A 14,723-nucleotide genomic window follows, 5' to 3' on the forward strand; every position below is an offset into this window, starting at 1 on the left:
GAATGGCCAAACGCGTATGGGTGCTTATCCCTCCGCCTTCCGCCTAGTTCGCAGGCGGCTCGGACATCAGCGAATAGATAGAGGCGAATGCCCGCTTCGCCTCTTCGGTCATGGCGAAGCGCTTGCCGTTCGCTGGATGCGGCATCGCCTCCACGCGGCGCACGTCCGCTTCGTAGCTGCGGAACCGCTCCGCGGCCGCGTTCGCGAGCAGGCCCGCCGTCTGGCGGTCGCCCTGCAGCGACGCCGTGCGCGCCGCTGCCGCTAACCGCTCGACCGCTTCCGTCTGCAGGACGCGGTCGAAGCGGTCGCTGTCCGCCGCCGCCTTCCAGTACGCGGCGGCTTCCTCGGCGCGGCCGCGGCGCTCGCTTGCCAGCGCGAGCTCGCGGTAGAGCGCCTTGCCGTCGCGCTCATAGCGCAGCCCCACTGCAAGCAGGGCTGCCGCTTCCTGCGGCGGCAAGCGCCGCGCCACGGCGATGCGCAGCGCCGTGTCCGCGGGCGTCAGGCGCAGCGCGCTGTGCAGCTGCGCCGTGGCGCCGGCGGCCGTGGACGCGAAGTGTTGTGCCGCCAAGTGGCACGACACGAGCACGGCCACGGCCGCAAGCGGCGCGGCCAGCGCGAGCGCCGCAAGCCGTCGGCGCCGGGCGCCTGGGCGCCCGAGCGGGCCCCCGCGCCGCGGTTCGTCCCTTGGCACGGCAACCCCATGTGCATCCGTGCCAAGGGTAAGGAAGAGCAGCAGCAGCAGCGTGATGAAGCCGTAGGCCAGATCGAAGTCAATCGCGCTGTGCAGCATAATCAGGGCACCAGCCATGCCGAGGCCCGCATGCCTGCGCCAAGCAAGGACAAGCGCCAAGGCCGCGAGCGTCAACACAGGCAGCGTGCCGACAACTCCGATGTCGAGCAGAAAATCGAAAACGCTGCTGTGCACCTCCTTGCCAACGTAAGGCTCGCTCTGCATGCTTGCGAACTGCTGCCGCCACGCATCTCCGCCTGCGCCGAGCCAAGGACTCCGCTGCCATAACGCCCAGGCATCCTTGTAAAATAAAGTGCGGGCGCCAGCCGTCTCATAATGATCCGTCACCCGGTTCGCCGCGCCGGATGGCATCATCATAGCGCCCCAGCTGAGCAGCGCCGCCATGATGAGGACATAGCCGGTCACATACGCTCGGCGGCGATAGCGAAGCCTCTCTAGCAACATGTATAATCCGATCGAGCCTGCCCACGCAACGATGACGGGGAGCGGCACGAGCGAACTCTCGGACAGCCACAGCGAAGCCGTACTCGCCACAGCGGCCAAGGCCCAGCACGTAAACCATGCGGAGTGCAGCAAATAAACGGTGCGGCGGCCGCGAGCGGACAAATATCCAGCAGCCCACACCACTGCAAAAGCGAACCATGCCCCGCGCGATTCAGTAAGTCCGAGCACGGTCAGGTGCGGCAGCAGGGGCATGGCGGCCAGGACACGATCCCGCAGCGTTTTTCCGGCAGTGATGCCATGCAAGTGCAGCAGTGCGAACGCCCCCGCAATGACACCGAGCGTATTCGGATATTGAACCAATCCCGACAGCCGGAACCCAAGAGCAGACAATTGGGCATCCTGACTCGTCATGACACCGGAGTTATATGGCAAATAATCGTACAGCATGGCCAGCGCGCTCACACTGCTAATGAGACCAACTACGGCCGTTCCCGCCAGCACCATTCGAAATCCGCGTCCACCGCGCTGCCCATCCAATAGAGCAGTAAGCAGAATAACCCATGCACCATACATCACCCACCGAATTAGTTGCATCTCCGTTCCATATGTACTTGCCGGATGAAGCATGAGCGTAATGGCGTAACAGACACTTACAATCGCAGTAATAAGCAGCGGCAGCGTCATTCGTACTTTTCTCGTATATAAGATAACGATAAAAGAAATAAGGAATAAAAATAACGACAGCAAATGCGTATCCCGATCGTAGAATAGACCTTTTTGCCAGAGCGAGAGCAGCAGCACCGCGAACACTGTTCCCGCGCCTGCGCTTACCCGCCAATTCCGTTTTCCTGTTTCCCTGTCCATCTGCCGTCCTCCTATCAGATCTATTCTCGTAGCCATCAGTGTGCTCGAAACAATAAGAGGCCAACCCCAGGTTGACCTCTGCACAATTTATTGTATTAACGATAATACTACTTTGGTATAAAAATAAGTATTTTTATGCTCAAAGAGCCATCTTCTCGCATCCATAATATCTACGCCGTTATTCCCATAACGCGCGTCGATATCTTTAAGTTGCTGCAAGATAATATCTTTACTAATCGTGTGTATAACTTGCTCCAAAGACACAATAGAGTTGTCTAGCCTGTACAATCCATAGTCTCCTGCAGCCAATTCAGGGAGACCATTTGCCGTATCAATCGAAATGCGAGCTTCGTTGCCATCCGTCAATTCAACCGATCGCGCCTTTCCACTCGACACCAATTGATTCAGTTCTGCCTCCGCAGGCACTTTCATTTGCATGGGAGCGAGAATATACGATCCTGATGTTACGTTTGTCAGGACGATGTTGTTCTCCGTTTCCGGATACGTTCCTGCTATCCCTGATTCTTCCGAAGCCCACGATGTTACTGTTAACTCTGCAATTGCGCTTCCTCTTCGCCCGTCAGACGCTTCTATATAAATCGAAGTTTCTCCAGTTGAATCGGTCTGAAAGATCAATGTATCCTGTTCGATCCGGGCTTGAAAAACAGGTTGGCCAAGCAATGAAAAACTCAATTTATCATCGTCTGCATCAGTGAACAATCCTAGCTCTTCTAAGGAAATAGTTATTGGTTGCTGCACCAACACATGGACATGCTGAGGATGCGGCACAGGTTCCCAGTTGGTTGTAATGTCGAGATAATAAACGGCTTTCTTTCCTGTTATATCGGATAACGTTATAGTGACCCTAGTATCGCCAGAACGATTATTGTTTTTTAATACGATATCTTTAGAATTGACAAGATTCTTCTCAATAACAAATAAGTTCATATCATCAGTGACATGCAATGACGATGGGTTCCCCCAATTTATCGGTTGGGAGAAGGTAAATAATCGATCAAGCGAAATAGTCATATTGTTATTTCCACTTTCGTTAAGCAAAAAATAACTGTTCAAATTTCTTTCTTGATCAATGTTTATTCTGGGAGGCATTAGATTCCCGTCCGTAACGGTTACCGTAAATTTATGCACGATGATGCGGTCATCGGGAAATTTCCATTCATATTGAACCGTGGTCGTTCCCGCTTGCTTCGGGTGTATCGCATATATCCCATTGCCCTGAGTCAAATCCACATTAATCTCAGCGATGTCCGGACTCGCATTAAAAAGATTCTGATACGTGGCTCCCGTTACTGTAGGTGGAATGGGTTCATTCTTGTCTTCATTAATATCAACCTCATATGTACTGAAGATTTTCTCAGGGAACACCCTTCCTCCAGCCTCTGCCTTCGACGGCATGAATGGAACGGCCGCAAGCACGATAAGTGCTCCCAGAAACCAAATAAGAAGCGTGCGAACACCTCTGGAAGCGTTGGTCACGTCGAATCTTCTCCTTTCACTCCTATTATGCTATAGGCTGAATCTAGTTCTGTGATATGCCCATTACGACACCTTTATCCGCGTATCTCCCGCTTCGTCTTGCGCTCGATATGCGCCTTAATCTGTTCACGCAGGATGAACGCCCGCAAGGAGCGCATTGATTCGTCATCGTTCAGTATGAGCTTTGCGCCGCAAAACATCTCTTCTTCGCGTGGAAAGTGGCGGACGACATGCAGGCGGCACGGCAGAACAAACCCGAGCTGCAGCTCTGCATCTGCCTGCATCCCTTCTCTTAAAGCGCTGCCCATGGTCATCGTAAACCCCAATCCATTCAAGCTGATATCTTGAATATGTATCTGAACCGGTGTCGATAGCGCGTTTATTTCGCCCTGCATCGTCTGTCTCGAAGTAATAACTCCTTGCTTATTCACATCAATTCGGGGGTATTCACGCTTATCCGCGAACTTCCGCTGCTGCTGAGGAGGATGAATGATTAACAACGAGCCTTGATGGCGCGCCACAACCTTCGTAGTAAAATTAAAAATACCCACTGGGGAATAAATGGTGACTTTGATCGCCTCTCCCAGTTCAAACCGTTCGAATTCCGGCAATCCCACTTCAATGAGATCGCCCTCCATATAGGATAACACACCTGTCGCAACACAGCTATCACCCTCCAGTACGGTTCGGCTATGAAGCAATGTAATCAATAAATACTCCGGGGTATCTGTAAAATACGTGTCTTTCATATTTGTTTAAGCCCTCCTACCATCTCTTTAGGTCCGCTGGCCCACGGCCCGAGGACCACTCCCTTATACGTTGACTTCGGTTCGTTAATAAACTGCCTTAGTCTTGTGCGGCAAGGGAATGCGCCCGTCCCGGCACATGCAGCCGCATCTCCGATGCCTGATTGATCATAGGCACGACTACCCATGTTTCTATATCGTCCAAAATTGACGATCTTTGAAGAGTTACGCTTCTAGTAGTCGAGCTTCTTTAGCTATTGCAGCTTCGTCTGGATAAGAAAACCTCTATCGAGGCTTTATCATCATAAGGATTGTCACCACAACCTTGCCGACGGTTATAAAAACGTTACATGCGTACCGCCTGTCAAATAGGAAGGCACCGATTCTTCATAGTTAACGAAATGCTCCGAAAGATAGTAAAACGGCGCGTCGTTCGGACTGAAGGGGATTTGCTTTCTCTCCCCCTTTGCTTCATTCTCCCCTTTCATCAGGATGCGGTACGACCAATGACGACTCTGGAAGCTGCCGAGTTTACTGCCATCAAGATTAGTCGCTTCACGACATGATGTCGATACGAAACGGTATGTACCTTAATTCAGACGTTAGTGATCCTTCCTGACGTATGCCTTTTCTCGTCGTTATCCTTCCTGACTGCATGGGAGATTGGATATAAGGACCATGGAACGGAAGCGCTAAGAAACTTACTCGTTAATAGGAGAATGGGTTGCTGCTGTTCTGATTGGAGGGGAGAGCGAGGCAAAGGATCGAACGGACATACCTTCTCCGGGAAGGAGAAAGTGACACCACAGGCGGAAGACGTCTAAAAAAGAGGACCTTCGCTGCGAAGGCCCTCCTTAGTCTTACGTCGTTCGCTGATATCCGCGTGCCGACAATATATCGCCCAGCGCCCGCTCCAAATACGGATCGGCATGCAAAAACTGCCGAAACGCCTCATATTGTTGCCATGCCTGCGCATCTATCGGAGTTGTCATGCGAATCGCATCCGCATTCGCATCAGCATTGGTATCCGCCTTCGCCTCCGACAGGTCCTGTTCTTCAACGCGAACGGCCCGGATTAAAATATTTTTCGGTGTATGCTCCATATCGATAAATTCGAGCAGCTGCGTCCGGTATCCGACGCAATCGAGCAGCTTGGCACGAATCGCGTCGGTAGCAAGCGATGCAAACCGCTCCTTCAAAATACCGTGAGACAAGAGCGGTGCCAACACATCCTGCTCTACTTGCCTATTCAACTCATGCTGGCAGCATGGAACCGATAGTATAACGCGCGCGCCCCAACGCACCGCCTTATTCAGCGCTGCATCGGTAGCTGTATCGCATGCGTGCAAGGTGACGACCATATCAACCTCGTCAGCCCCTTCATACTGGGCGATATCTCCCATGAGGAAAGACAATCCATCATAATTGAGACGACGCCCCAGCGCTTCGCAGTGTTCGATTACATCCTTTTTCAAATCCAACCCGACAATATGAACCGGCAGCTTGGACTGAACATGAAGAAAATGGTACAGTGCAAACGTCAAATACGATTTGCCGCAGCCAAAATCAATAATCCGCACCATTCGATCTTGCGGCAAGTAGGGAAGTATGTCCGCGACCATTTCGAGGAAACGATTGATTTGTTTAAATTTATCATACTTGGCGGCCAGCACTTTGCCATCTTTATTCATGATGCCGAGTTCAATAAGAAAAGGGACCGGATCGCCTTCTGTCAATATATACCGCTTCTTGCGGTTATGAGAAACGTCGACCTGCTTCACGACAGCAGCTTGCTTGCGAATAGCCACCTTGTATTTCTTGCTGATAAGCACCTGATAGTCCGCTTCCGTCGTTCGCAGGAGCGCTTGCTTGAAGGTCATCTCCAAGAGAGACATAAGCCGCTCCGCTGCCTCCTCCGTCGGCACATTGTCGTGTGTGACCTTGTTGTCGTAATGATATTCGAACTGCATTTGCAGTTGTCCGCGAACACGGACCGGCTTCATTGTCACCTTGGAATATCCTTCAACCGGTTTGCTGCGCAATTGGCTAAGCACGGCGCTGCTCAACGTTTCTTGTTGAATGACTTGATTCACTAATTGTCTTAATTGTTCCATCGTCTGCTCCTACATCCTCAATCTAGAGGGATGACACATCTTCCATCCCCTGTTTAATTTCATCACGCGGCAGTCTTCCTTGTTCAAGCTGTTCGTCTGGCAGAGCTTCCATCCGTTCATAGAAGCCGTGCGCCAGCTTCTTGCGGAGCTGCAGCTCGTCCGGCCGCTCTGCTGCACTCTGCAGCCAGTGAAACAGCGCATCCTCCGCCTCGGCGTAACGTCCTTCCTGCTCGAACCACCGCCATAAGCGAGCGAGTGCGCTCTCCTCCAGCTTGTATGGCTTCAGCTCGTGAAGAAGCTGCTCCATACTCGGCATAACCGGAAGCACTTTCCGATCGCTGCCGTGCAGCATCGCTTCAAGCAGCAAATTCAAGGCTTTCATGGAACGCCGTATATACATGGCTTCCGCCTGCCCGAGCTCCACACCTTCAAGACGCGAATCGAGATGTCTTTCCTCGTCTTCATGCAGCCCCTTTTCTTTCTCCAGCTTCGCCCTTTCGAAGAGAAGGAATGCGAACGCCTGCAGTTCATCGGCATGCAAGCGTCCATTGGTCATGAAGAGACGCATCATATCATCAGCCGACAGCTTATCGGACAGCTCACCGTTAATACGGAAGCGCCGCTGCATCAGTTCATCCCATTCAAATAGCAGCTCCGTCCGTTTCTTCTGCTCGCGAAGTCCCATCGCTTTGCCGATCATTTGTGTCATTTCCTCAATTAAACGTAACAAATAATCTCTCCGGTACATCTTCTTCTCACCCCGACCTGAATTGGCATTGATATGGATGATACTGCTCATCCGACGGAAAAACATGCAACTGAATTAGCACCATTGCTTAAACGGTGCTCGTCGAAGATCAGCTACAGTATAACGAAAAAGGACGCCACCCACAAGGGAGGCGCCCGCTGTCATTGTAATGTCAATGAGGTAAGCAATAGCTCTGTTACGCTCGAATCTGATGCATGTATGAAGCAACCGCATCCGCAAGACGCTCTGGCGATTCCATCATGCTCATATGCCCAACACCCGTCAATGTCACTTGAGTCACATTCGGGCCATTCACCGTAAACATCTTATCCGAGGTTACAATTCCGTCCTGCTCTCCAGCAATCAAGAGCAACGGCAGCGCCGTCGCGGCAAGCACCGCAGTCCGATCAGGACGTTCCCGCATCGCCAGCGCAGCGCCCGCGGCGCCTTGTGGAGGCGTAAGATAGCCAATTTCCTTCGCCTTGCTCACCTGTTCCGCATGTTCGTCAATGTGGCTGGCAGCGAACAGCTTCGGAATAAGCTCGTCCACCATCGGAACGATGCCCCCGGCTTGCAAAGACTGCACTGTAGCCACACGTTTCTGCTTGCCTTCCTCCGTATCCGGATACCCGGTCGAATGAATCAATCCGAATCCGTTCAAGCGATCGGCGTACCGTTGTGCGAATGATAGCGTGATATATCCGCCAAGCGAATGACCGAGCAGAACGAACTTGGAGAGCTCCAGCGTGTTTGCCAAGTCCAAGATGTCATCCGCCATTTGCTCGATCGTATAGGCTCCGACTGGTGCGTCGCTCTTACCATGTCCCCGCAGGTCCGGAACGATCACCCTGTATTGTTCAGATAGCAGCGGAATAAGGGAAGACCAATATTTCGAGCTTCCGCAAAAGCCGTGCAGCATTATAATAGCAGGGCCTCGCCCTTGTTCCTCGACATGCATGTTGAAATTTGTATTCACTCGGATACGTGTCATCTTTCATCCCCTCTTTCCATCATAAATTATAAAGATATGCGGATCTGCAGTCTGATATGCATACTTTACAAATATTACAAAAAAAATTTACGATTTCATGTCCAAAGATTCTAGCATGCCCAAATCGTCCATAAGTATAGAGTATATTACACAAACTGTAAATAACTGAATCAGCACCTTCTACGGCGCAGGATTTGCTCCAGTTTTCTTCATTCGCTGCAGAAAGGGGGTGACGATCATGGAAGGGTTCGAAATGTTCTTTGCCACGAGCGCGTTTATTCTTGGCCTGGTTCAGCTCATTCTAAAGCTGACGGACCGGCACGATAAAAAATGACCCGTTCCCCACGAACGGATCAAAACGCAGCTGTTTCCTTTTTTTTCACGTGATATAACCTTATGTGTGTGGAGGCGGAATGGATGTTCCGGCTCCTTTTTTTGTTCCCGGGCCCTGTTTCAACATCTTCTATTTTGGCCCACGTCATCATTTCTATGGGAAAGTCTGATTAATTATGCATGTCGATTTCAAAGAACTGAACGGATGATAGCATCGGCAAGCTCATCTGCCATGTTCATTACGACGCGCAGCGATGTGGTCTGCAGTGTCCAGTACGGCTTCGGTCCGTTCACGTTCACTACGGCCGCAATACTATATTGCCCGACTGCAGGCAGCGGCTTGCCGACCGATTCCGCAGGCAGCAGCGGCTGATCGCTCGCTAAGAAATGGCCGACCGTAGATGGATGCCCTAAGCATGCGTCAATCGCCACCGTCACCATTCCTTCCGGAATCGCAGCAAGCCGCTCTTCCAGATTGGAGGCATCGCATGGATTATCCAGCGTGCCGATAACATGACGCAATCCGCTCTTTGCAAGACGCGTCCCAACCAGCGGCCCAAGCGCGTCCCCCGTGGAACGGTCTGTACCGATACAGACAAACATCATGTGCTCTATCGAATACTTCATCTCCAGCTGTTGAAAAAAAGCGTCTAGCTGCTTCCCCGACAGTTTATGCCTGTGCCCCGTAAACGGAACTTCCAGATTCGAAATTAAGTTGCCTTGCATCGGATGGGTACTCCTTTTTTCTCCACATGATGCCTTATTGTACTTCACAATGCACTCTCTGCCAAGTGCATAAGTATAGACCTCCGGATGGAGAAATGAGCCCGAGCGCAACGTCGCCGTTCAGCGTTTAGTTTCCGGTGCATTCGTGATACAATACGAGCATGTTGGAAGAAGTACGTCCGAGGAGGAACGAATGATGAGTGTACAGGATAGAACGCAAGCTAGCGTGGAACAAATGATCGACACGATTAAAGACAGATTGAAAATGGCAACCGCTGCCGCTATGCAGTCATCTGCATTTTCCGTGGAGCAATATGATGATATTAAGGACATTTACGATATCGTGATCAGCAAGCCCTCATTCAGCATTAGTGAAGTAGAAGCGCTCGTATCGGAATTGGGTCGGTTGCGTCGTTCTTAATGAGGATCTGAAGTGACTGCGATGGAATCCATTTTGCGCAAAATGAAATATCCGCTACACAAGCTGGAACAAGGCTGGAAGAACCCTCATCAAGCATAGTAAAGCAAAAATCTCCCTTATCCTGTAGCACCACACGGCAAATAAGGGAGATTTCCTTTGTCTATAGCGAGCGAATCGTTGCCTTCAAGGTGCGGAGGCGACCCGGATCGATAGGAGACAAGGCTTGTCCGTTCACCCGCACATTGGAGCCGAAATGAACTTGTTGAACGCCCGTATCCCGTACAAAGCTGGACACCGCATCCTGCTTCAAGCCGCTTCCGGCCAGTATAGCCAACTTAGACCCTTCGGCTTGACGAACCATGGCAGCAAGTTCTGCACGCGCATCCAGCGCACTCGGTTTGCCGCCGGACGTAAGGACCGTCGTAATTTGCGGATAGGCTAAGAGCACGTCCAACGCCTCGTAAATATCATTTGCCTCATCAATAGCGCGGTGGAACGTCATCTGCATGCCGTCAGCAGCTTCCAGCACGTGTTCCAAAGCGGGAACATCAACTTTCCCTCCCGGCGTCAGTGCGCCGAATACGATCGCATTGGCTCCGGTCTGGCGAATACGCCGCACATCCTCAACGATAGTGCGCATATCGTCTGCATCATAGACGAAGGAGCGGCTATGCGGACGCACCATCACGTTAACAGGGATATCAACGGCAGCGGATGCCTCTTCAATGAGCCCGATGCTTGGCGTAAGCCCGCCTTCCGTAATGCCCGTAATCAGTTCGATTCGGTCGGCTCCGTGCTGTGCAGCCGTCTTAACCTCCTGCAGTGTCGTTCCGATAACTTCAAGTACGATAGAATTCATAAGGTCACCTCATCCAATGTGATGTAAAGTTATGATGTATATCAATTGAACGTAAACACAGCTTTCTGCGCGCCTACCGTCTTCCCGTTATCATTGGTCAGCGTTTCCGGAAACTGCCGGCGAATGCTCTCGATCGTCTCCGTGCGCTCATATCCGATCTGCTCTAATATCGAAGCAACAATGAGAGCCCACTCTTCGTCCGAACCGTCTGCCACCTTGAAGGCGAAGCCCAATCCTTCGCTGCGCAGAGCAAAAGCGAATATGCCTTTGAATCCGCCCTTGGCAATAATATTGTCATCCTCCATTAAGATGGAATCGATTCGTTGCGTTCCACCGACGAGAAGAGGGTAACGATGCATCGCCTTTCTTATCCGAGTGACCGCTCGCCGGGTATCTGCATCTTCAATCAGCTCGGGACAAGCGAGCTTCAAATAAGCGGTTGCGATGCCTGGCAACGGCAGCGCATAGACGGGGAATCCGCACCCATCGGTACCCGCCCGCATCTGTTCGCACGACATGTTCGACATCTCCGACAGCGTACGTGCAATCTCCACCTGTGCTGGATGATCAGGCTCGGTATACGTCCCCAAATCCCAATTCATCATCTTGCTCCAGGCGAGCACGCCGAAATGCTTGCCAGCACAGTTATGATACGCTCTTCGCCGCTGTCCTCCCGCACGCAGAAGCAGTTCCTTCGTCTCTTCGTTCAACGGGTAGGACGGATTGCAGATAAGCCGGTCTTCTTCGAGCCCGCTCTGCTCCATGATGTGCTCCATCGTCTCAATATGATACGACTCCCCGCGATGAGATGCGGTCATGAGCGCTAATTCCTTGTCATCGAGCCCATAGTGTTCCAGCACTCCATTCCGCACGACAGGGATCGCCTGCAGAGGTTTGCCCGCCGAACGCAAGAACATCGGAGACTGAATATCCCCCAGCGCATAAGAAATATGTAAATTCCGATCGATACCGCAAATGGAGCCCCTATGCTCGCATTCAAGCCAACCGTTCCGAGTCTCTACTACTAACTGTTCATGCATCTCGACTTTCTCCTTTTTGCCATCCAAATGGAACCAGCAACGTAAATTATACCTCTTTCTTACAGCACCTGCTTATATTACATAAGGTTGCATCCATCTATGGTAATATGGTATGCATATATATATTTACCAAAATTTCATGTTGTGCTTCCATGCGCTTCTTGAATTGCGATTGTTCCTTTTCTACCATACACCTAAAGGAGAAGCAATGACAATATCTAAAAATCAATTTCAGTCCCCTTCTTCTGCTGCTAAACCGTCAGCAAAGTTCACGTTAAATCTGTTATGGGGAATTATAACCGTGCCCGCACTGGTTATTGTTCTCTTCATCCTTACAAGAGGCGTAATGAGCGACAGCTTCCATAAGTTCGATCTGGCTGTTACCGATACGGTACGTTCCGTGGCTTCTCCTTCATTTACGGAGTTCGTTACCATTATTACACATCTGGCTTCCAGTCATATTATTATACCGATTGCTCTCGTATTAGCTGCCGTTTTGGCATTCATACTCAAGCGACGGTGGGATGCGATGAGCCTTTTCATTGCGCTTATCGGCAGTTCGTTGTTTAATGAAGTAATGAAGCATCTGATTCAAAGGGCGCGGCCGGCGGATTGGGAGCACTGGGTGCAGGCGAGCGGCTACAGCTTCCCAAGCGGACATTCCATGGTCAGCATGTCTTTCTACGGCATGCTTGGCTACATTATATGGCTGCACTTGAAGGAGCAAGGCAAGCCTGCGGCTTACGTGCTTGTGCTGACCCTGCTGCTCATCGTCTGCATTGGACTGAGCCGCATTTATTTAGGCGTACACTTCGTAACGGATGTTATAGCCGGTTACGCTGCAGGAGCAGCTTGGTTACTTGCTTGCATTTATGCAATGCAATGGCTCAAAGGCAGGGGAGGCAATTCGATTACATCATAATGACGATTTGCAGCATGAAACTCTATATTTTCAACACAATGCTGTTTCAAATTGCATAAATAGGTGTAATCCTCCTTAAAGCAATATAAAGAAATAGGTTAAAAGGAGAGATGGTCATGAGTCAAAATACAGAAAACAATAACAATTGCGCAGGTGGAACATTCGTAAAAGGTCTTGTCGTCGGCGGTCTTCTCGGCGCAGCGGCCGCTTTGCTGCTCGCTCCAAAATCAGGCCGTGAATTACGTTCGGATTTGGGCGAAAAAGCTCAGGTCGTTGGCGGCAAAACAAAAGAAATCGCTTGCGACTTGGGTACACGCACTTCAGAAGTAGTGAAGACAGTCGGAGCTAAAGCTGAAGCCGTCGTATGCGGTGTGAAAGACGCCTCTCAGCAATTGGCTGCCAGCGTCAAAGATTCAGTGACTAGCACCGCGAATGAGCTGAAAGAAGCATCCGCTGATGTTGCGGAAGAAGTTGCAGCTCAATTGAAAGAAGAAGTATAACGGGAGGGATTCCATGACAGCCATACCACCCCCTGTTTCCGCTCAAGCTGAAGCCGTGCGCAAATTGTTTTTGCAGCACGGCTTCACCGGTATACAGTGCAGTGAACAAGTCGTATTCGTATTGGGACTCGTCAATGAACAGCTGGATAAAGACCGTGCCAGCCACATGTTTACGGTTCCGGCCGCTAAGCTCGCCAACGGGGATTTGCGCATTGACACCGTTAATGCGGGCTTTTCAGGCCTTCATCCCGTACCTTCATTTCTGAAGCACAAGGCAGCCAATATTTTGCAAGCGCTATGTTCTAAGTTAGCGAGCGAGCTTGGAATTGCGTGTCATGAAGCGGCGGCTGCGACAGAGAGCCCTGCAGATACGCTGAACACGATGGCACCGAATGAGCAAGCAGTTAAGCAGCTTGGTGAAGACATGAATAGGGTGCAGACGAAGACCCAATAGACCTCCAACAGTTAAACATAATGAAGATGCTTGCCCTAGAACCTCATGAGGAAAAGCATCTTCATTATGTTTAGGTATGGTCTTGTGAAGTGAGAATCTGCCTTAATTTATCAGTCGCCCGCCGCTGTATGCGGGACACGCTCATTTGCGATACACCCAATCGCTCAGCTGCGGCGCGCTGCGACAGACCTTCATCAAAAACCAATGATAGCACCTGCTGTTCTTCCGGCTTTAGCGCTTTCATGGCCTCTGTCAAGTCCATCTTGCGCTCCACCGCTTTATAGTCATCCGTATCCGAACTAATAAGTTCTCCTAACGTTGCCGCGCTCTCGTCTTGAGACAGAGGCGTATCTAAAGAAACATAATGATAGCATTCACGTCCAGCCAATACTTCCACCGTTTCTTCTACGGTAAGTTCGAGCTTCGCTGCGATTTCTTCGACGTTCGGTGAACGCTCCAACCGTACAGTCAACTCATCAATCGTCTGCTGGACGAGCGCTCCTTTTTCTTTAATCCGGCGCGGCACTTGAATGTACCATGATTTATCACGCAGAAAATTTTTCATATGGCCGATCATGCTCTTCATCGCATACGCTTCGAACGGTACACCCAAAGAACTGTCAAACTGCTGCAGCAAGCGGATAAGTGCCATATTGCCGACCTGCATCAAATCCTCAAACAAGTCGGGGCGATTGCGGGAAATTTTACCGGCTGCCATTTTAATCATGGGTTCGTACTTCTTGATGAGGATGGTGGCGATATCGTTGTCTTTCGTGTCCTGATATTGATGAATAAGATCATTGGCATGTTCCATTGCGCCATGGGATTCAGCCCTCATATAAGCTCTCCGCTTGTTTGCAATCGTTTTTTCATCTTGACAACGGTACCGCGCCCTTCCACGCTCATGACTTCCACCTCATCCATCAAGGCCTGCATTAAATAAAACCCTAGCCCCCCTGCTTGTACCTCATCGAGGCTCTTCTCGTGCCAGCCTGCCAAGCTGCTCGTCTTGCGTTCTGCGTCAAAGCTGCTTCCTTCATCTTGGATGGTGATTCCAATTTCGTCGTCGTTCACTTCAAATAATATTTCGACCATTCCGCCAGGTGAATCATATGCATACAGCACTGCGTTATTGCAAGCTTCAGAAATAGCGACCTTCATGTCTTCAATCTCTTCATAAGAAAATCCAATGCGGCTCGCAATTCCATACAGTGCAAGACGGGCCAGTTCAACGTATTCAGCTTGGGCTGGCAATGCTAATTTAACACGCTTCAGCGCTCTTTCCTTATCCATGATCCATTCCCTTTCGTAAT

General features: G+C 50.8%; 15 protein-coding genes. 4 read left to right on the top strand and 11 right to left on the bottom strand.

Going from position 1 to position 14,723, the window contains the following annotated elements; all coding sequences use genetic code 11:
• Positions 1-43: 43 nt before the first annotated feature.
• The 7 genes from LQV63_RS21565 to yyaC all read right to left on the bottom strand — a co-directional run bounded on the left by LQV63_RS21565 (position 44) and on the right by yyaC (position 9,214).
• Positions 44-2,059: an O-antigen ligase family protein gene (locus tag LQV63_RS21565; RefSeq protein WP_233698253.1), complete on the bottom strand. Its 2,016-nt coding sequence runs from the start codon at positions 2,057-2,059 to the stop codon at positions 44-46.
• Between the two features lie 87 nt (positions 2,060-2,146).
• The gene (locus LQV63_RS21570) at positions 2,147-3,496 is read right to left on the bottom strand and encodes a glycerol-3-phosphate responsive antiterminator (protein WP_233698254.1); all 1,350 of its coding nucleotides are present in this window, start codon (positions 3,494-3,496) and stop codon (positions 2,147-2,149) included.
• Positions 3,497-3,630: 134 nt separating this feature from the next.
• Positions 3,631-4,305 carry a PilZ domain-containing protein gene (locus LQV63_RS21575; protein WP_019421705.1) on the bottom strand — a complete coding sequence of 225 codons (675 nt, stop codon included), beginning with the start codon at positions 4,303-4,305 and terminating at the stop codon, positions 3,631-3,633.
• A gap of 857 nt (positions 4,306-5,162) precedes the next feature.
• Positions 5,163-6,416, bottom strand: a complete 1,254-nt coding sequence (locus tag LQV63_RS21580; protein ID WP_233698255.1) for a class I SAM-dependent methyltransferase — start codon at positions 6,414-6,416, stop codon at positions 5,163-5,165.
• Positions 6,417-6,438: 22 nt separating this feature from the next.
• Positions 6,439-7,215, bottom strand: coding sequence for a DUF6483 family protein (locus LQV63_RS21585; RefSeq protein ID WP_325175909.1), 777 nt, complete (start codon positions 7,213-7,215; stop codon positions 6,439-6,441).
• A gap of 145 nt (positions 7,216-7,360) precedes the next feature.
• Entirely contained in the window at positions 7,361-8,155 is a 795-nt protein-coding gene (locus LQV63_RS21590) for an alpha/beta fold hydrolase (protein WP_233698257.1), read from the bottom strand.
• A gap of 522 nt (positions 8,156-8,677) precedes the next feature.
• On the bottom strand, positions 8,678-9,214 hold the full coding sequence (gene yyaC / locus LQV63_RS21595; RefSeq protein ID WP_233698258.1) for a spore protease YyaC: 537 nt from the start codon (positions 9,212-9,214) through the stop codon (positions 8,678-8,680).
• Positions 9,215-9,410: 196 nt separating this feature from the next.
• Here yyaC and LQV63_RS21600 point away from each other — a divergent pair, with 196 nt between their 5' ends.
• Positions 9,411-9,635: a DUF1128 domain-containing protein gene (locus LQV63_RS21600; RefSeq protein WP_019421699.1), complete on the top strand. Its 225-nt coding sequence runs from the start codon at positions 9,411-9,413 to the stop codon at positions 9,633-9,635.
• Between the two features lie 160 nt (positions 9,636-9,795).
• Here LQV63_RS21600 and LQV63_RS21605 read toward each other — a convergent pair whose 3' ends face one another.
• Positions 9,796-10,494 carry a copper homeostasis protein CutC gene (locus LQV63_RS21605; protein ID WP_019421698.1) on the bottom strand — a complete coding sequence of 233 codons (699 nt, stop codon included), beginning with the start codon at positions 10,492-10,494 and terminating at the stop codon, positions 9,796-9,798.
• Positions 10,495-10,535: 41 nt separating this feature from the next.
• Entirely contained in the window at positions 10,536-11,534 is a 999-nt protein-coding gene (locus LQV63_RS21610; protein ID WP_233698259.1) for an asparaginase, read from the bottom strand.
• A 208-nt stretch (positions 11,535-11,742) separates the two neighbouring features.
• On the opposite strand from LQV63_RS21610, the gene LQV63_RS21615 reads away from it, so the two are divergent.
• From LQV63_RS21615 to LQV63_RS21625, 3 genes are all read left to right on the top strand, one after another.
• Complete coding sequence (locus LQV63_RS21615) at positions 11,743-12,456, top strand: phosphatase PAP2 family protein (RefSeq protein ID WP_233698260.1); 714 nt, start codon at positions 11,743-11,745, stop codon at positions 12,454-12,456.
• Between the two features lie 116 nt (positions 12,457-12,572).
• Positions 12,573-12,956, top strand: a complete 384-nt coding sequence (locus LQV63_RS21620; protein WP_019421695.1) for a YtxH domain-containing protein — start codon at positions 12,573-12,575, stop codon at positions 12,954-12,956.
• A 13-nt stretch (positions 12,957-12,969) separates the two neighbouring features.
• Complete coding sequence (locus LQV63_RS21625) at positions 12,970-13,410, top strand: hypothetical protein (protein ID WP_233698261.1); 441 nt, start codon at positions 12,970-12,972, stop codon at positions 13,408-13,410.
• 70 nt (positions 13,411-13,480) lie between these two features.
• On the opposite strand, the gene LQV63_RS21630 is transcribed toward LQV63_RS21625, so the two are convergent.
• Together LQV63_RS21630 and rsbW are read right to left on the bottom strand one after the other, a co-directional pair.
• On the bottom strand, positions 13,481-14,248 hold the full coding sequence (locus LQV63_RS21630; protein ID WP_233698262.1) for a sigma-70 family RNA polymerase sigma factor: 768 nt from the start codon (positions 14,246-14,248) through the stop codon (positions 13,481-13,483).
• Complete coding sequence (gene rsbW, locus LQV63_RS21635) at positions 14,245-14,703, bottom strand: anti-sigma B factor RsbW (RefSeq protein WP_233698263.1); 459 nt, start codon at positions 14,701-14,703, stop codon at positions 14,245-14,247. The genes LQV63_RS21630 and rsbW overlap by 4 nt, the downstream gene beginning before the upstream one ends.
• Between the last annotated feature and the right edge of the window lie 20 nt (positions 14,704-14,723).

This window comes from Paenibacillus profundus, assembly GCF_021369635.1.
Lineage (GTDB): Bacteria > Bacillota > Bacilli > Paenibacillales > Paenibacillaceae > Paenibacillus_B > Paenibacillus_B profundus.